Source organism: Paenibacillus sp. EKM301P, from assembly GCF_011800295.1.
GTDB lineage: Bacteria > Bacillota > Bacilli > Paenibacillales > Paenibacillaceae > Paenibacillus > Paenibacillus polymyxa.
Window position 1 is genome coordinate 314,152 of the sequence record NZ_JAALFM010000005.1, and the last position, 18,619, is coordinate 332,770.

The window sequence follows — 18,619 nt, forward strand, 5'->3', positions numbered from 1 at the left end:
CCTCTCTTTCTGTCAAAACCCTCACCTTATTCTTTCGGATATGTCCCCTTAAATTCAGCGTTGGCCTTGACGGAAACCTCCTTAAATGCTTGCTCCACCGTTTTCTTGCCCAGCCATACCTGATCCAGCGCCGGGTTAATAATTGCATTGATTTTTTCCGAATTCTTCAAATAATAGTCATAAGAATTGACACCGTTATGCAGCGTTTGGTTCATGACTGCATCACGATATCCATCCGCATGGCCTGGCTTGACATCTGCCCATTTGCTAATCAAGTCTGGTTCGGTGTACCACTTTTTCATGACAGGCATCCACAATCCGCTGGAATGCATGTCAAGCCCGCTTTCAGCATCCAGCAAGAATTTATAAAACATCCATGCTTCTTTCGGATGTTTGGCTTTGGCAGAAATTACTTCCGGTTCGCCAAACAGGATTGTTTTGCTGCTTTTCAGTTTGGGTAACACTCCTACACCAAAATTCACCTTCGATTCTCCGAGATCCAATTGGACCCACTGCCCATCCAGATCCATCGCTACACGTTTGCTTTGCAATGCTACGGCCGGGGAAGGGATATTTTTGGACTGCGTGGGCGACGGTGCCACATGATACTTGTTGATCAGATCCGCCATCTTTTGCACGGCTTCAATCACATCAGGGTTTTCAAGATTAAGCGAGTCCCCTTTATCTGAAATAACGCTTGCGTTGTTGGAAGGTACTAGCAGATGCCACATCCATGTGTCAAACCGAACTCCATACTGTTTGATGTTACTTGCATCGAAATTGGGGCTAAGCGCATTATTTCCCGCTTTATCAATGGTGAGCTTTTGCGCTGTCTCTAAGAACTGTTCCCATGTCCAAGCCTCTTCAGCTTTGATTGGCGGCAAGGCAACACCAGCCTCATCAAACAAATCCTTGTTGTAATAGAGCGCAAAGGCTTCCTCCGTCACCTTGACCCCTGCCACTTTATCCTTATCCCAATAGATGACTGAATTAGGAATGAGACTCTCCTTCGTTAGCTCCTTATCCTCCTTCAAAAATTCATTTAAATTATATAGTTTGCCTTGTTCAGCCCATTGCAGAGCCTGTGCTTTATAAATAGGAAATACATCTGGTGCCTGATTGGCGGCAAACATCGTCGTTAATTTGGTGACGTAATCCCCGGGGATGTGCATATAGTTGATTTTGATCCACGGATATTTGTCTGTGAATTTTTGGGCGATCTCCTGTTGAACCTTCTTCTCATTGGTGCTCCCCCAACTGGCATAGGTCAGTGTCACTTGCTCGTGCCCTTGTAAATCTACTGGCTTACTGCTGCTCTCATTTGAACTACAGGCTGACATCAGTCCAACGACCAAGCACATGCAGATGATCCATAACTTTCGTTTTAACATGAGTAACGCCCCCAAACCGTTTATTTTTTATCTTTTCGTTTGTTGCTTCGTCACTAAATTTATTTTAGCAAACGCTTACATTTTTGAAAGTCGCACTCTCATTGGATTGGTGTCATTTGATTAGATCTATGTGTTTCTCCGATTCGGATCAGGACAAATGTCCCTTTATCTTCTGGTGAGTGGAGCGCAACCCCATATTCCATCCCATATAACAGCCGTACTCTTCTATCTACATTTTTAATGCCCGTTGACCGGATTTCTCCAGCTTGAATGCGGCGTATATGATCTTCTTGAATTCCTAATCCATTATCCTCGACTTTAAAACACACCAATTGCTTTTCGACCCAGGCTGTGATCTTAATCCGACCACCTGATTCCATTTCGGCGAAGCCGTGAATAATTGAATTCTCCACAAAAGGCTGCAAGAAGAGTTTGGGAACCTCCATCTGAAGTAAAATGGGATCAATATCATACTCCACTGTGAACTTGTTCTCAAAGCGATTTTGCATAATATAAATGTATTTTTCCAGCCAATTCAGATCGGTTTCCAGGCTCCAGGTCTCGTTTTTGTTTCGAGTCGTAATTTGCAGCATTTCCGCCAGACTAATGATCAATCGGCCCAGTTCCTGTTGTTTATGTTCTAATGCGATCCAATACATTGTCGTTAAGGTGTTATACAAAAAATGGGGATTAAGCTGTAAATTAAGTGCCATTAACTCCGATTCTTTGGCTCGCAGACGTGATTTGTAATTTTCTTCGATCAAATCTTTAATTTTCTCATTCATTTGATTAAATCGGATCACCAAATCACCCAATTCATCATAGCCGCGTTCAGGAATTCGAATATCAAAATGTCCCTTTTCCATTACCTTCATCGCCTGTTTCATATCCGTGATGGGCTTACTGATGTATACCGACAGCAAATAAGCAAGGATGACAGCAATGAGCATCATAAAGCCTAAAAAGAACAAGGTGTAGGTACGAATCGTTGACAAATGCCCCAGTACATCTTCCATGGGAATGGCTATATATGATACCCAGCCCGTCGTCTTCATCGCTTCGTAAACCAGTACTATACTTCGACCCTTCACGTTTACCATTTTTGTCCCTTGTTCCGAAGTAATGGCATTCTTCAGCCAATCCGCCACGGGCTCCCCCGCTTGTTGCTGTCGATCTGAGCTCATGACTATCCCGTTGTTATCGTGAATCATACCGTAGGATAGATGTGCAAATCCGCTGCGGGCTGCATAATCTTCAAAACCATCCTTTAACAAATCAGGTCGGAAATTCAATATAAGTATAGGCTTTTCCTTTCCTTCAGGAAGCGTATGGAAGGTTCCAGCATCATCTAATGCAGTCAAATGAAGCTGCTTAACCACAGCAAATAAAGAGCTAAAATCATAGGAACCTTGTTTTAAATCCTGCTGATGAAAGGTGTCGGCATACGAATAGGCAGGAATCCACCTGGTAGCCCCCTCTGCTTGTACCGCCGTTGTCGCCAAGGGAGAAGAATAGAACGGCAGAACGGGAATATACATCCGCTCTGTACTTCCGTATGCATACTTTTGCGTCATAATCTGAGAAGCGTATACTTCCTCTATATTGCCAAAGTATCTGTACAAAATTTTCGTAATGCTGCGATCAGCTCGTAAAAGCGATGAAGAATCCGTAGTATCCACGTCTGTGATAGTCTGTAAAAGATCATGATCAATTGGAATCATATCCACAGTTTTTTGAATAGCTGTCAGCTTGTTATCCAGTAGCTGGTTATTACTACGCAGTACACTTGTAACGCTATCTGTTACGTTTGCAGTAATATTCCGCGCACTGGTTTCGAAGTAGACAAAGCCAAGGATCAAAACGATAAAACCAGACAACAAAAAATAGGACAGCATTAACTTCGTACGAAAGCTACTGTCCAAAAATTTTTGATATATATATTTGACTTGGCGCATTGTACCTTCCTTTCACCTAACGATCAATTGAATTTCCTGCGAAATTCTTCAGGTGTGTGCTTTACGTTTTTTTTGAACACTTTAAAAAAATACTTGATATCTTTATAACCAACCTGTCTACTAATTTCTGCGACCTTGGCGTCTGTATGCAGCAGTAAGTGCTGAGCCTTTTGCATTCTGAGCTTGACCATATATTCTGTGAACGAGAGCCCAAAATAGTTTTTGAACAAAATGCTAAAATAGGATGCATTATAGTGAAAGCGCCGAGCCACAATCTCCAGACTTAGGTCTTCATGAAGATGTGTATCCAGAAATTCCTTGCATTTTTTCATGATGGGTTCACCTTTGGAGCTGCCATCAAGCTCAAGAATCAGCTCTTTTAACCATGCTGCAATACGATCCTCAAGATTTTGAAGACATGTGGCCTCTTCGACAGCTCGGTTCAACTGTTCCGAGTAACGTGAGTAGACTTCCTCACTCCACCCTATACTTAACCGTGGTAAACTAACTAGCAGAAGCTGTATCAATTTAGCTTTAAGTGCTTCAGGGGCAGGATACCCTTGGGATATTCGTCCAATGAAATGTTGCACTCGGCCCAATAGCTGATCGATCTCTCCATTGTAGATAGCGCTTTCAATGAACTTCAGAAAGGCCATTTGTTCGTGGGTGCTCATTTCCTGTACCGGCTGTTCATCATCTGAAACGACAAGGTTCAAACATCTGGTGTGAGGTGTATAAAACCGCATGGAGATAAGGCGGACAGCCTTTTCGTGAGACGGGCTTATTTGCATCTTATCGAAGTCAAATGGCTGACCCCAAGCAAACCAAATGGAGATAGCTTGCTGCTGCTCCACCTTTTTCAGTCCAGCTTGAAGTGCGCTTTTGGCCTTCTCGCCTTCAGTCCTATCCCTCCAATTCACCACGGCGACCATATGCTCTTTAGGGGTTTCAAGTGGGAACACGACAGAAGATGCCCACGGTCGCAATATTTCAACAACCGCGTTTCGTAGCTTAGAATCCCACGCATATATATCCTCCGGGCGGGATGCAGATGTCCCCAACGCAAGAACTTCTCCTATCCCCTGCCATCCAAAGTAACTCTTTAATAAGCTTTTCTCGTTAGGCTGTAACTTGTCTGTCACGCATCTGCTAAACAAATGCTCCACAAATGCAGGCATGCTTTGCTCGATCTGATTCAACGCTGTTCGATTTTCACCGAGTGCTCCCTGCTCCTCTACAATGATCTTCTCCATTTGTTGAATCACTTCAATAAGTTGCTGTGATTGCACCGGTTTCACCAAATAATCATTCGCTCCGTACCGTACCGCCTGCTGTGCATAGCTAAATTCCTGGTAGACTGTCACTAAAATAACTTTGGTCTCATGCTGACCCGATGTTCTCAATTGTTGTAGATATTCAATCCCATTCATAATCGGCATTTGAATATCTGTAAAAACGATCTGGATCGGCTGGGATAATGAAATGGTCAAAGCATCTTTCCCATTCTTGGCTTCCCATACTTCGTATTCTGGACGTAAATCCCGGATCATGGCAGCCAACCCACGACGCTGCCTAGTTTCATCATCTACAACAAGTACTCCCAGCGGGATCGAATTCACAGACTCCCCTCCTGTCGGTCTTATACACGTATGTTTTTTCAGTATAACACTTACAGGCGGGGACCCATCCTATTTTCTTTTTCGCTTCATACTACGAATGGTCGTTTTTGTGGCCTGATCCACCCGGTATGATTCTGTGATTTTTTGCAGAGCTTTGTTGAAGGTAAAATCATCTAATGTATTATGATTTAAATACGCCATGGTTGCCTCAGGCAGCTTGATATAGCAGATAGATATCGCCCATGCTACCGCCATTTGTACATAATAGTCCTCACGATAGGTCTGGTCTAGCAAAGTAAGCACACGGTTAATATACTGTTCCTCAATATAAAAATTCAGAAGCATAACCACTCCAAACCGAATTTCATATTCTTTCTTAGAGAACAGATAGGGCTGAATAAAATCCCATACTCTTTCTTTATGTTGCTTCGTAATTTTCAATCCGGCACAGAAACTGTCACATACGGACCAATTATCAATTTTAGGAACAAACTTGGCGGTATACCTCAAAACTTCCTCTATATCTGTTCTTACAGAACCAATCACCATACCTTGCAGCATCACCTCTTCAAAGTGTTCGCTTTCAGCGGTCTCCAGATAGAGGCGCCAATCTCCCTTGGCAATATCTTGAGCCAGCTTACGCAGCACTGGCAGACGCACACCCAGCACATTATTAATCGTCGGAAGCAATGTAGCCGTAAATTTCTGAAAATCCGTATCCACATGTGACAATATCTGTTCTCTGATGGTCTTCTCCATATTTCCCACTCCCTGTTTACTAACGAAATGAAATACTCCACAAATAAATGGAGGCCACTGAACCATAAGGCGAATACACTTGGCGATACTCTTCAAATTGCTGCTTGGTCAGTGTATCTAAATGGTACAACTTCATCATTCCCCGCCGAATAGCCATATCGCCCCAACTGACGACGTCCGGACGTTCCATGCAATTAATCAACATCATTTCAGCTGTCCAAGGGCCTATCCCTTGCAACGTAGATAATTTTTGGATCACCTGTGTATCGGAAAGCTCATATAATTCCTGTAAATCCAACAATCCCTGCTCGATCGTTTGGGCTATATTCAGGATACATGCTGCCTTTTTCATGGTGATCCCACAGCTTTGAATATCTTGAGCCGTCTGAACGGCTATATTTTGCGGAGTGATCGCGCCTAATTTCTCCTGCATCCTTGTCCATATGGTCTGAACCGCCTTGGCGGAAATAAGCTGCCCCACAATCGCATGGACAAGCGCTGCAAACAGGTCGGGAATGATTACGCGTTCTACCTTGCCCATTTGCGTTATAGCTGTACCAAGTACGGTATCTACCGTTTTTAGGTAGTTGATTTCCTTTTCCCCATAGTCAAAGTTCTTGGTCATTACCGTTTCCATTGGTTCTCCCGCTCTCCTTGTAAGGTGCACTCTTCATTTAATGGCATAGTTGCTTACATATCAGGGTTCGAATCCTTCTTTGCTCACATAGAGCTGTTCTTTCGGAAAAACCTGAAGAAAACGCTCATAAACCGCCTTATACGCAGCAGGGTGATACCATTCCTCCAGCCCCAATGACTCATACAGCGCACCAATGTTCAAGCTACGCGTCCGTCTTCCCCCGCTGCCGTCTCCCATAAAATAATCATCTATACAGACACGGTTGACCAGAGACACGAGCTTGTCTGCAAAATGCTCACTGCTTGGCAGCATCGGAGCAATGGTAGCTTGCGTCGGTACACCTGCCTCTTTTAAAAGTTGCAGCGTTTGAAGACGAGCCTGGATGGGGGGAGCTTCCGGGGTGAAATGTTTGCGTATATCCTCGCGGTCTGTTTCTACAGTGATACTTACACGTACACGTTCCTTTAATTGAAGCAATAGATCAATATCCCGTCGTACAAGCGGACTACGCGTCTGTATAAAGAGAAAATCCGCCGGATCTTCCACCATCACTTCCAGCAGAGATCGGGTCACCTCTTCTTTGTACTCAGCCGGCTGATAAGGATCTGTGCTTGACGACATAAAAATCGTGACTTTACCTTTGGATATGGCCCTGCGAAGCTCCTTGCGAAGAATATCTGTCGCCTCTTTTTTAATATCAACCCATGTTCCCCAAGCTTCCCTCCGAAACGTAGAGACTGGCAATTGGCGTACATAACAATAAGAGCAACCAAAGGTACAGCCGGTATACGGGTTCAACGAGTGTGTATACCCTGACAAGAAGCCTGTCCCTTTATTCAAAAGAGTCTTGGGGGATTTGTAATACTCATTTTTCATACCTAACCTCACTACTATATTGGTTTGTGTGTGCAATTCTTTTCAAGCTGCAAAAGCTTCACCTTCATGTCCAGCCCCCCACGATATCCGGTCAAAGCTCCATTCTTACCAATGACCCGGTGACAAGGAATGGTGACCAAAATCGGATTAGCACCAATAGCAGTACCTACCGCACGAACAGAGTTCGGCTTTTGAATAGCGTTGGCAATGTCTGAATAGGATTGTGTCTCCCCATACGGAATATTACACAGCGCGTTCCACACAGCCATTTGAAATGCAGTTCCCTGAAAGTCAAAGGGGAATGTAAAACGTGTGCGCTCCCCTTGCAAATATTCAATCAACTCCTTGGCATAGGGCTGTAAAATGGTAACCTCTTCAACTAAAGGACTGCCGGGAAATCGACTTCCTGCCCATGTAAGCAATTCCTCTACAGGTTGATTAAGCGAACCAACATAACATAATCCTTCCGATGTAGCTGCAATATATAAATTCCAATCCTCATGCACCAATAATGACCAATAGATCGTTTTATTCATTTGATATACCATGCTGTGTATCTCCTTTTTGAGTTGCTATGGATTCGAGTTGGCGATATTGCAATGGAGTGTAGCCTGTATTCTTTTTAAACAACGTAATAAAGTAAGGGGTATTGGACAGACCTACGTTCTCCCCCACTTCCGCAACAGATTGTTGTGAGCAAATAAGCAGCTTCTTCGCTTGTTCCAACCTAGTACGCTGTATATATTCCATCGGAGTTACATGCATGATTCGCTTGAAGGTACGATGTAAATGATACGGACTTCCATGACTGATCTCTGCCAGGACGTTCAATGTTAAGCCCTTCATATAGTTCGAATCTACGTATTCTGCAACTCCTGCGATCCAGTCGTGATCAGGCAATCGTTGTCCTGTCGGTTTACATCTTTTGCATGGACGAAAATACTCAGCCAAAGCCTGCTCTGCTGATATAAATAAACGGATGTTCTCTCTTTTAGGAGGTCGGGATTTGCAGGAGGGGCGACAAAATATTCTCGTTGTCTTTACAGCGTACAAAAATACCCCGTCATAAGACTTGTCATTTTCTATAATAGCTCTCCACTTCTCGTCTGTTATGGATAAATCGGATGTTCTCATTTCAATCTCCCCTCTTGTGCAATGTACCCTGCCTCATACCTAAATTATAAACTAAACACTGAACATATGTACCCCTTTTGGAATGTAAAGGCAAGATAATGAAAAAAGATGACTCCATGAGGAGCCACCTTTAAATGTAGTAATCTATCTTAATTAGGCTTGGAGCTTACCTGGTTCAACCGTGATCTTCAACTCATCTGAAGGATGCTGATATGCCTGTGACCAATAATCTGCATTTGAAATTCCCGCCTGCTTCGGGTCAAATACCGGGTCTAGCCCTTGGCGCCGTTGCCGCTCGTAATCCTTAAGCACGAGAAGCGCAGGCTTGGCCAGGAGAATCATAGCAATCAGATTCACCCACATCATAATACCGACGCCCATATCCCCTAGTGTCCACGCCAAGGCCGATTCTTTGACGACCGTTCCATAAAACGTCGAACCCAGAATAACCAACTTTAACAGGAACATAGGCCATTTGGCTTTACGGTCGGCAATCAGGTAGGCCATATTCGTTTCAGCGATGTAATAATACGCAATAATGGTGGTAAATGCGAAAAAGAACAAGGTTATGGACAAGAGACTTGAGCCGAAGCCCGGGAATACCGATTCAATAGCAGCCTGTGTATATTGTGTTCCTTCTTCAACACCCGGGAGATGCTGTACAATATAACCCCCACCCGGTCCCTTCACGTTGTACATCCCTGTAAACAAGACCATGAAAGCCGTGGACGTACAGACTAAAAAAGTATCTACATACACGGAAAAGGCTTGAACCAGCCCCTGTTTTGCTGGATGGGACACTTCTGCGGCTGCTGCCGGATGCGCGCCAGAACCTTGTCCCGCTTCATTAGAATAAATGCCTCGTTTTACACCCCAGGCAATGGCTGTCCCTGCTATACCTCCGAACACTGAATCTACACCAAAAGCACTGCGAAAGATCAGGGCAAATACCTCGGGAAGCGCAGTAATGTTCGTCATCATAATATAGAAAGAGACAAGGATGTAGCCTAGTGCCATAAACGGTATGACAACCTGAGCCACATTGGCAATTCTTTTGACACCGCCAAAAATGATAAGCGCCAGCAACACGACTACTAATATCCCAGAAACCTTCATATCCATACCAAACGAACTATGAAAAGCTACGGCGATGGAGTTCGATTGAGTTCCTGGCATCAACAAACACATAGCGACCAACGCTACTACCGCAAAAATAACGGCAAACCATTTTAAGCCTGTTCCTTTTTCAATATAAAAAGCCGGGCCGCCTCGGTACTGACCATCACGCTTTACCTTATATACCTGAGCCAGTGTAGATTCAACAAACGCAGTAGCCGACCCGATAAAGGCCATGACCCACATCCAAAATATTGCTCCAGGCCCCCCCATACCGACTGCCAATGCAATCCCAGCAATGTTCCCCGTCCCTACACGTCCCGATAGCGCCATCGTAAAGGCTTGAAAAGAAGAAACTCCTGCCTCTGAGCTTTTTCCTTTAAAGACAAGGCGAATCATCTCTTTGAAATGCCTAATTTGTAAAAATCGAGTCATGATTGAAAATAATAGCCCCACGCCCAAACAGACATATACCACAGGATTGCTCCAAATGACACCATTTACTGCCTCTGCCCACTTCTCTAACATTCCTTGTATTTCCCCCTGATCCATCAATTCATCTAGTCTATGTTTTCAGAAAATTTGCATAATTACAAAAAATTATATATTAGTTTTTACAACCGTACAAGCTAATTTAATTGACATATTGTCAATTACAAATAGACTTATCCGGCATAATAGAACGACAAAAAAGCTCTGATGATCCGTGAATGCGGATCATCAGAGCTTGGTCCTTACTTAAGATTTCAAGCGTTGCCTGCTTGCTCATTTGGAGCGCTAGACAGTTTCAACAACGGTGCTTGCTCCGTTACCTGCCCTTGAGGGATGGGGAGGATTTCCGTATATTCAGAAGAATTTGTGATGATAACTGGCGTAATCGTAGGATAACCCTCTGCCTTGATTTGCTCAACATCAAATTCGAGTAGCAAATCTCCTGCTTTTACTTGATCGCCTTCTTTGATATAGGAAGTAAAATGTTTACCGTCCAGCTTGACTGTATCTACCCCAACGTGAATTAAAACTTCTGCTCCGTGATGCGAGACCACTGCAAGCGCATGTTTTTTCTTGAACGCTACAGTAATAGTTCCGTCGAACGGAGCTACGACTCTGCCTGTTGTCGGCTGGATGGCGATACCTTTACCCATAGCTTCCGAAGCAAACGCAGGATCGGGAACCTCCGACAGAGCGACCACCGTTCCTTCAATCGGGCTTAGCACCTCTTCGTTAGAAACGGTAACTGTAGAAGTCGATTCTTTAGCCGAGTTGTCAGCGGTTTCTTCCTCTTCAACTGGATCTTCGAAGCCTAAAATATAAGTCAAGATAGCCGAAACCAAGAATGAAACAGTAATCCCTAGAATCAATCCTGGGAAGCCTTGTCCGCCAGGGCCGTAAAAGATCGGCAAAGTCAGCAACCCAGGTGCGCCGGAGGCAAATGCTTGCGTCCCCGCTTGGCCGATAATGGCACCACCGACAGCACCGCCGATAACACCAGCAATAAACGGGCGCTTCAGTGGCAGCGTAACCCCATAGACCGCTGGCTCTGTAATACCGAACAAAGCGGTAAGTGTAGCAGAACCTGCCAGCGTTTTCAGCTTTTTATTTTTCGTTTTCAGCATGACACCAAACGCTGCACCGGTTTGAGCAAAGATGGAAGCCGAAGCAGCAGGCTTAATACCGTCTCTGCCGTTAACAGCAATGTTATTAATAAATACAGGTACAAGACCCCAGTGAACACCGAAAATAACGAGCAACTGCCAGCAAGCACCAAGAATTGCTCCAGCCAGCAGCGGACTAAAGCTGAACGCAGCAACGAGCGCGGTAGCGATTGCATTGCCCACATACACCCCAACTGGACCAAAAACCATCAGAGTCAGAGGAAGCATAATTACAAGTAGAATCAAAGGTGTAATAAAGTTTTTGACGCTCTCATGGATCAGTCGATTGCACCATTTTTCCAGCTTACTCATGACGATAACGGCTAAAATAATCGGGATAACGGTTGATGAATAACTCATCATCACAATAGGAATACCGAAAAAGTCTGTTGCTGTACCTTCTGTTTTCAGCGTGACAATCGTCGGGTAAAGCAGCCCTCCGGCAATGGTCAAAGCAACGAAGATATTACCTCCGAATTTCCGTGCCGTTGTAACCGCTAACAAGAGCGGCAGGAAATAAAACAAGCTGTCGGCCGCAGCATACAAAATCATATAAGTAGTGTCTTTCGGAACCAACCAGCCGAGGTTGCTCGCAATCAGCAGCAGACCTTTCAAAATACCGGACCCCGCCATAACTCCGAGCAATGGTGCAAAAATGCTGGAAATTACGTCAATTACAGCGCCAAATCCTTTTTTGCCTTTAGTTGAGTTCTCTTCTTTTCCAGTTTCATTCAAAATGTTGGATACTTGGCCGATGGCACTATATACTTCTGGTACTTTGTTGCCGACCACAACCTGGAACTGGCCACCGCTCTGCTTGACCGTAATAATTCCATCGGTTTTCTCCAGCTTTGCCTTATCTGCTTTCGCCTCATCTTTTAGCACAAAACGCAGGCGCGTGGCGCAGTGTACGAGCGATACTACATTTTTTTCCCCGCCTACCAGGTGCACAATTTCTTTAGCCAGTTTTTCATAACTCATGATGGACACCTCCATGTTCTAAGGGGCTTTTTACATATTTAGGCACACAAAAAACCTAAGCCTTGAAAAATGGTGGGCACTTGAGTCCCGCGATTTTTCATGACTTAGGTTTTGCCTGCATAACCAGTAACAATCCCAGTTAAAACTTATTAAATTCCTGTTACTCACATAATACATTTAATATACCATATTTGTCAACAAAAACATTTAAACATTTATTTTGATTCTTTTCGAATAAAAAGTTTAGCTTATCTGTTCACCACTCGTTCAATGTGTACAGTCAAATACAACTTTTCTTCGTTCGTCAATTCATGATTGTATTCTTTTTTAACGAAAGTTCCGATTTTCTCCGTACAAGCGGCTGCATCCTTGTGCTTTTCCTTAATCAAGTCATATAAATGATCATAGTTATTTTCATAGTGATTTCCCTTAAATACGCGCTGAGCGAAAAATTTCAGATGCGTAATAAAGCGGAAATAACTTAGAGAATCCTCGTCAAAATCAACCTTAAAGTGGTACTTTGCGATATTGATAATTTGCTGGATAAACTTCGTAATGCTCATGGTCGTAATGACTTCCTCATTCATTTCAGCATTCACAATGTGAAGGGCAATATAAGCCGCTTCATCCACAGGCAGTTCAATATCGAGCTTTTGTTTAATTTGTTCCAGCGTTCTTAGACCAATCGCGAATTCTTCTCTGTACAGCTGCTTGATTTCCCACAATAACGCGTTTTTGATTTCTAGTCCTTCCCGGTACCTTTCAATAGCGAAATTGATATGGTCGGTCAGAGAAACATAAATATTTTCGTTCAGCTTTCTGTTCAGATTATGCTTGGCGTCATTAATGACTTCCTCCACAATCACAATCAAATCCAGCGGTACCTCACGCAGCAGCATTTTGAAGTTATCGGATGTCTGCTTGTTTTTCAGCGCAAATACCTTCTGAATTCTGGTTTCATCTACTGTGTCTCCAGGCTTTTTCTTAAAAGCAATCCCCCGACCCATGACTACGAGTTCAGTACCGTCTGTCTGGTAAACACTAATTACATTGTTGTTGATGACCTTTGCTATATTCATCTCGATCCCCCGTTCCATATGCCAGCAAGAGCCACTCATGCTCCATCCACTTTATTGCAAACAAAAAAAACCGAAGCACGCCAAATAAACAAGACTGTAAAATCCGCTTATTCGTTGCTTAGGTTTTGCCTGCTCTGCAGTAACAATCCTAAAAATGATGGAATTGCGTCAAGTATAGCCCGAAAAGGAACGATTGTCAACGCTTTCAATTGAGAAACGAGGATCGGAAATTCCCGTTGATTCAGGACGTCCGATCCTATTTTCTTGTCGTACGACTATTCGCCGAGATTTTCACCATCGGAATGAATTACGTTTTTATACCAGTCAAAGCTTTTCTTTTTAATACGTTTCAACGTACCGTTGCCTTCATTGTCACGGTCTACATAAATGTAACCATAGCGTTTTTTCATTTCTCCAGAGGATGCGCTGACAATATCAATAGGTCCCCAGCTGGTGTAACCGATAATTTCGACGCCGTCTTGAAGAGCCTCACCCATTTCAGCAACATGTCGCTTGAGATAGTCGATTCGGTAATCGTCATTCACTTCTCCTTCAGGTGAAACCACGTCATTGGCACCAAAGCCATTTTCCACTACGAAAAGAGGCTTTTGGTAACGGTCATGCAATTGGTTGGCTGTAATGCGGAATCCTTTTGGATCGATCGTCCAGCCCCATTCGGATTTGTCCAAATATGGATTAGCCACGGAACCGAATACATTACCACTGGTCATATTTTTGACAACTTCCGGGTCTGTGCTGGTTGTCCGGCTCGAATAATAGCTAAATCCGATGTAGTCGACGGTATGGTCTTTCAAAATGGCTGCGTCGCCGGATTCCATCTCGATGTTTAGTCCATGATCCTTGAAGAAGCGTTTGGCATAACCAGGATATTCGCCGCGTGACTGTACATCAATGAAGAAGTAGGACTCGCGGTCTTTTTCCATCCCCTGATACACATCTTCGGGATTACATGTATACGGATAGAAGCTTCCAGCAGCAAGCATACAGCCAATTTTCGCATCTGGAATGATCTCGTGACATGCTTTTACAGCCAGCGCGCTTGCAACAAGCTGATGATGCGCAGCCTGGTACTGAATTTGTTTAACGTTTTCGCCTTCTTGGAATACAAGCCCTGCACCGAGAAACGGCAAGTGGAGCAGCATGTTGATTTCATTAAACGTCATCCAGTATTTCACTTTATCCTTGTAACGAGTGAATACGGTTTTGGCATAGGTTTCAAACAGACCAACCAGTTTCCGGTTGCGCCAGCTTCCGTACTTCTCGATCAGAGCTACCGGCACGTCAAAATGAGCAAGGGTCACAACCGGCTGAATGCCATGTTTATGCAATTCATCGAACAAATCATCGTAAAATTGCAGCCCCGCCTCATTGGGAGTAGCGTCTTCTCCAGTTGGAAAAATACGAGCCCAGGCAATGGAAACACGCAGTGCTTTGAAACCCATTTCTGCAAATAGTGCAATATCCTCGCGATATTGGTGATAGAAGTCAATGGCTTCATGGGAAGGATAGAATTCGCTTTCAAGTGGGGTTAGCGAAGGAACATTCCCTTTCATTATGCTTCTTCTCTTCTCTCCGGTAGGCAGCAGATCCACCAGGCTCAATCCTTTACCGTCTTCCAAATAAGCCCCCTCGGCCTGGTTGGCTGCAAGAGCACCGCCCCATAAAAAGTCTTTAGGAAAAATATAACTGGACATAAACGTTCTCCTTCCAAATGTGTGATAAAAGGGTGTACAGAAAGGGAGATGAATAATAAAAAAACCCAAACCAGCCTGGTTACACTTGCGGTGTAAACAAGCCGATTCAGGTTATGCCCTAACGGTAACATCCCATGAAAAGGTTATTCATATTTGATTGAAACTCTAACAAAGATTTAGGAGCCTGTCAAATTTAATAGATATGATACATACGCTATTCACTCTAAACAAAATACGAATTTTTAGTTTATTTTCGCAAAATAACTAAACTAAACAACTAATTTTTTATAAACAAGCTAATTGACAGCGGTTTACAGAGGTGATACGATGACTTTGAAAATAAAAATTTATATAATTTATCCACTACAATTCAGTTTTGTTTAGTGAAATTTTAATTTGTTTACTTCTAGTACAAGGAGAGTTATTCATGAAAAAGCTGAAACTGGGTTATGCGCCTACTCGACGATTCACCTTCAGTGCTGAAGATGCATTCCGCTACAAAGTTGCCATTCGCCAACAAATCGAGAGCTTCGGAATGAACATTGATATCGTGGATTTGGAAGGGCTTAATGAGGAAGGTTTGCTGTATGACGACCATATTAATGCGGACTTGATTATCAAACGTTTCAAGGAAGAGGAAGTGGACGCCGTTTTCTTCCCCCACTGTAATTTTGGTACCGAGGATACGGTTGCCCGTGTGGGCAAGGCACTTGGCAAGCCGGTTCTATTGTGGGGTCCACGTGATGAGGCTCCGTTGGCCGACGGCATGAGATTACGGGACACCCAGTGTGGATTGTTCGCTAGCGGAAAGGTGCTTCGCCGCTTTAATGTCCCTTTTACCTATATCACAAACAGTCGTGTAGCCGATCCGGTATTTGAACGAGGCTTTAACAATTTTATCTCGGCTGCCAATGTAGTACGACAGTTCAAAAGTTTACGAATTCTCCAGATAGGTCCTCGTCCTGCTTCCTTTTGGACTATGATCTGCAATGAAGGGGAGCTGTTGGAGCGATTCGGTATTGAGATTCATCCAATTACGCTAGTAGATATTCAGCTGCGTTCAAAGAAAATTGCAGCCGGGAGCAGTGCTGAACTTTCAGAAGCGATTGATTATATCAAAGAGAAGCTGGACTACAGTGAAGTCACCGAAGAAGATATCAGACGCATTGCTGCACTTAAAGTAGCCATGAAATCCTACGCTATCGAAACGGGAAGTACAGCCATCGCGATCCAATGCTGGTCCTCCCTCCAGGAAGCTATGGGAATTATGCCTTGTCTGGCCAATGCCATTTTGACAGATGAACAAATTCCGGTCACCTGCGAAACCGATATTCACGGAGCAATTACTTCGGTTATGGTACAAGCGGCTGCGATGAACGAACTCCCCACTTTTTTCGCTGATATTACGGTACGTCATCCTGAGAATGACAATGGAGAGCTTCTTTTCCACTGCGGGAACTTTCCAGTATCCATGTCTATTGAGAACAAACCCAAACTACGCAAGCACTTCCTGTTCGATGATCACGCACCAGGCACACATGAAGGACAAATCAAAGGCGGCGGCATGACCATCGCCCGTTTTGATGGTGATCATGGAGATTATTCCATTTTCCTCGGCAAAGCTAAAGGAATTGAGGGACCTTATACCCGCGGCTCGTATGTTTGGGTAGAGGTCAACGACTGGCCGTTATGGGAAGAAAAGCTCGTCAAAGGTCCTTACGTCCATCACTCTGTTGGCATTCATGCTAATGTCATCCCGGCTCTGTACGAGGCCTGCAATTACCTTCCAGGTGTCACGGCAGATCCGGTAGATCCTACCGAACAGGAAATTCAACGCTGGTTGCGTGGTTCCGATCTCGCTGTCACCAAGTCGGGTATTCTGGTTTAACTATATTATTTTAGGAGGGCACTATGGAAATCCTAGACTTGAAAATCAAAGCCGCACAAATCCGTAAGGACCTGCTCACCATTATTCATCGTGCCAAAACAGGGCATACAGGAGGCTCGCTGAGCAATACGGATATACTCACCGCCCTATACTACGAAATCATGAATATTGATATCACTAATCCTAAATGGGAGGAACGTGACCGCTTTATTGCCAGCAAGGGACATTCCGTCGAGTCTTTATGGTGTATTCTGGCAGACCTTGGTTTCTTCCCTAAAGAAGAACTGGAAACCTATAGCCAGTTCGGAACCCGTCTGATTGGACATCCGAACAATAAAGTTCCCGGTATTGAAATGAATACAGGCGCATTGGGCCATGGCCTCCCCATCTCAGTCGGTATAGCACTGGCTGCCAAGCGTGACGGGCGATCCTACCGTGTATTCTGTCTCATGGGTGACGGGGAGCAAGCGGAAGGCTCCAATTGGGAAGCTGCTATGGCAGGTGCCCATTACAAACTGGATAATCTTGTCGGTATCATTGACCGCAACGGCCTGCAAATTAGCGGTACAACCGAGGAGGTTATGGGACTTGAACCCCTGGAGGAAAAGTGGGCCGCTTTCGGCTGGAACGTGATCTCCATTGACGGCAACAGCATGGAGGAACTGATCCATACATTCCGCAATGTCCCTGAAATTGAAGGCAAACCAACGTTGGTGCTGGCAAACACGATCAAGGGAAAAGGTGTATCCTTTGCCGAGGGTGTTCCAGGCTGGCATCACCGTATTCCAAGTGATGATGAACTTGAACGCGCACTGGCGGAACTGACACAAGAAATAGACGAATTATCCGGGAAAGGACAGGTGAGATAAACAATGAACAAAATCCCAAATCGTCAGGTCATCTGTGAAACGCTGCTTAGCCTTGCCAAAGAGGATCGGGATATTATGGTGTTGGCTAGTGATTCTCGCGGCTCTGCTGCTATGGCTCCCTTTGCCGATGCCTATCCGGAACAATTTGTGGAGGTAGGCATTGCCGAGCAAAATATCGTCGGTATGTCTGCTGGACTCGCACACAGCGGTAAAAAGCCGTTCGTCACCTCTCCTGCCTGCTTCCTAAGCATGCGTAGTATTGAGCAGATCAAGGTAGATGTAGCCTATTCCGGAACCAATGTAAAGCTGATTGGGATAAGCGGTGGTGTTAGCTACGGTGCACTAGGGATGTCCCATCACTCTGTCCAGGATATTGCTGTGGCGCGAGCGATTCCTGGTTTGATGGTCTTACTCCCCGCCGATCGTCATGAAACCAAGAAAATGACCGAAGCGCTGGTTCAGCATGAAGGAGGCGCATATGTAAGGATCGGACGTAATGCTGTTGAGGATGTCTATCCGTCCGATGATTATCCGTTTGAGATTGGGAAAGCTGTTACCCTACAAGAAGGATCAGATATTACCCTGATTGGCGCTGGTGAGACCGTCCGTATCATTCTGGATGCGGCTGAGTTGCTGGGGCAGATGGGTATTAAAGCTCGTGTTCTCAATATGCACACCATCAAGCCACTTGATGAGGAAGCGATCATCGCCGCAGCCCGGGAAACGGGAGGTATTGTCACCGTAGAGGAGCATAGTGTATTCGGAGGCTTGGGTGCCGCTGTAGCAGAAGTGGTGGTTCAACATCAACCGGTTCCTATGAAAATGCTGGGCATACCGGATGAGCCAGCGATTGCTGGCAAAACAGCTGAAGTCTTTGAACATTATGGACTTACCTCTGAGAATATCAGCAAGATTGTGCTCGAATTGATGAACAAGTAAGGAGCT

At 44.5% G+C, this 18,619-nt stretch carries 15 protein-coding genes; 3 read left to right on the forward strand and 12 right to left on the reverse strand.

Annotation, left to right across the window (positions count from 1 at the left end; all coding sequences use genetic code 11):
• Window positions 1-26: 26 nt before the first annotated feature.
• From HFD99_RS15400 to HFD99_RS15455, 12 genes are all read right to left on the reverse strand, one after another.
• Window positions 27-1,391: an ABC transporter substrate-binding protein gene (locus tag HFD99_RS15400; protein WP_123797624.1), complete on the reverse strand. Its 1,365-nt coding sequence runs from the start codon at window positions 1,389-1,391 to the stop codon at window positions 27-29.
• 98 nt (window positions 1,392-1,489) lie between these two features.
• On the reverse strand, window positions 1,490-3,346 hold the full coding sequence (locus HFD99_RS15405) for a sensor histidine kinase (protein WP_123797625.1): 1,857 nt from the start codon (window positions 3,344-3,346) through the stop codon (window positions 1,490-1,492).
• A gap of 23 nt (window positions 3,347-3,369) precedes the next feature.
• Window positions 3,370-4,965, reverse strand: coding sequence for a response regulator transcription factor (locus HFD99_RS15410; RefSeq protein ID WP_123797626.1), 1,596 nt, complete (start codon window positions 4,963-4,965; stop codon window positions 3,370-3,372).
• Between the two features lie 69 nt (window positions 4,966-5,034).
• Entirely contained in the window at window positions 5,035-5,724 is a 690-nt protein-coding gene (locus HFD99_RS15415) for a DNA alkylation repair protein (RefSeq protein WP_123797627.1), read from the reverse strand.
• A gap of 19 nt (window positions 5,725-5,743) precedes the next feature.
• On the reverse strand, window positions 5,744-6,361 hold the full coding sequence (locus tag HFD99_RS15420; RefSeq protein ID WP_123797628.1) for a DNA-3-methyladenine glycosylase family protein: 618 nt from the start codon (window positions 6,359-6,361) through the stop codon (window positions 5,744-5,746).
• Between the two features lie 60 nt (window positions 6,362-6,421).
• Complete coding sequence (locus HFD99_RS15425) at window positions 6,422-7,237, reverse strand: SPL family radical SAM protein (RefSeq protein ID WP_123797629.1); 816 nt, start codon at window positions 7,235-7,237, stop codon at window positions 6,422-6,424.
• A 14-nt stretch (window positions 7,238-7,251) separates the two neighbouring features.
• The gene (locus HFD99_RS15430) at window positions 7,252-7,785 is read right to left on the reverse strand and encodes a methylated-DNA--[protein]-cysteine S-methyltransferase (RefSeq protein ID WP_123797630.1); all 534 of its coding nucleotides are present in this window, start codon (window positions 7,783-7,785) and stop codon (window positions 7,252-7,254) included.
• Window positions 7,766-8,371, reverse strand: coding sequence for a bifunctional transcriptional activator/DNA repair enzyme AdaA (locus HFD99_RS15435; RefSeq protein WP_123797631.1), 606 nt, complete (start codon window positions 8,369-8,371; stop codon window positions 7,766-7,768). Before HFD99_RS15435 ends, HFD99_RS15430 begins: the two co-directional genes overlap by 20 nt.
• Window positions 8,372-8,524: 153 nt before the next feature.
• Window positions 8,525-10,015 (reverse strand): alanine/glycine:cation symporter family protein, encoded by a 1,491-nt coding sequence (locus HFD99_RS15440; RefSeq protein ID WP_123797632.1) that lies wholly within the window; start codon window positions 10,013-10,015, stop codon window positions 8,525-8,527.
• A 218-nt stretch (window positions 10,016-10,233) separates the two neighbouring features.
• Window positions 10,234-12,123, reverse strand: a complete 1,890-nt coding sequence (locus HFD99_RS15445) for a beta-glucoside-specific PTS transporter subunit IIABC (protein ID WP_031462201.1) — start codon at window positions 12,121-12,123, stop codon at window positions 10,234-10,236.
• 248 nt (window positions 12,124-12,371) lie between these two features.
• On the reverse strand, window positions 12,372-13,202 hold the full coding sequence (gene licT / locus HFD99_RS15450; RefSeq protein WP_123797633.1) for a BglG family transcription antiterminator LicT: 831 nt from the start codon (window positions 13,200-13,202) through the stop codon (window positions 12,372-12,374).
• Between the two features lie 275 nt (window positions 13,203-13,477).
• Complete coding sequence (locus HFD99_RS15455; RefSeq protein ID WP_167440947.1) at window positions 13,478-14,917, reverse strand: 6-phospho-beta-glucosidase; 1,440 nt, start codon at window positions 14,915-14,917, stop codon at window positions 13,478-13,480.
• Between the two features lie 427 nt (window positions 14,918-15,344).
• Here HFD99_RS15455 and HFD99_RS15460 point away from each other — a divergent pair, with 427 nt between their 5' ends.
• The 3 genes from HFD99_RS15460 to HFD99_RS15470 are packed head-to-tail and all read left to right on the forward strand — an operon-like array spanning window position 15,345 to window position 18,613.
• A complete protein-coding gene (locus HFD99_RS15460) occupies window positions 15,345-16,805 on the forward strand; it encodes an L-fucose/L-arabinose isomerase family protein (RefSeq protein WP_016819960.1) in 1,461 nt (486 codons plus the stop codon).
• A gap of 23 nt (window positions 16,806-16,828) precedes the next feature.
• Window positions 16,829-17,674: a transketolase gene (locus HFD99_RS15465; protein ID WP_123797634.1), complete on the forward strand. Its 846-nt coding sequence runs from the start codon at window positions 16,829-16,831 to the stop codon at window positions 17,672-17,674.
• A gap of 3 nt (window positions 17,675-17,677) precedes the next feature.
• Complete coding sequence (locus HFD99_RS15470) at window positions 17,678-18,613, forward strand: transketolase family protein (protein WP_019688559.1); 936 nt, start codon at window positions 17,678-17,680, stop codon at window positions 18,611-18,613.
• The last annotated feature ends 6 nt before the right edge of the window (window positions 18,614-18,619 follow it).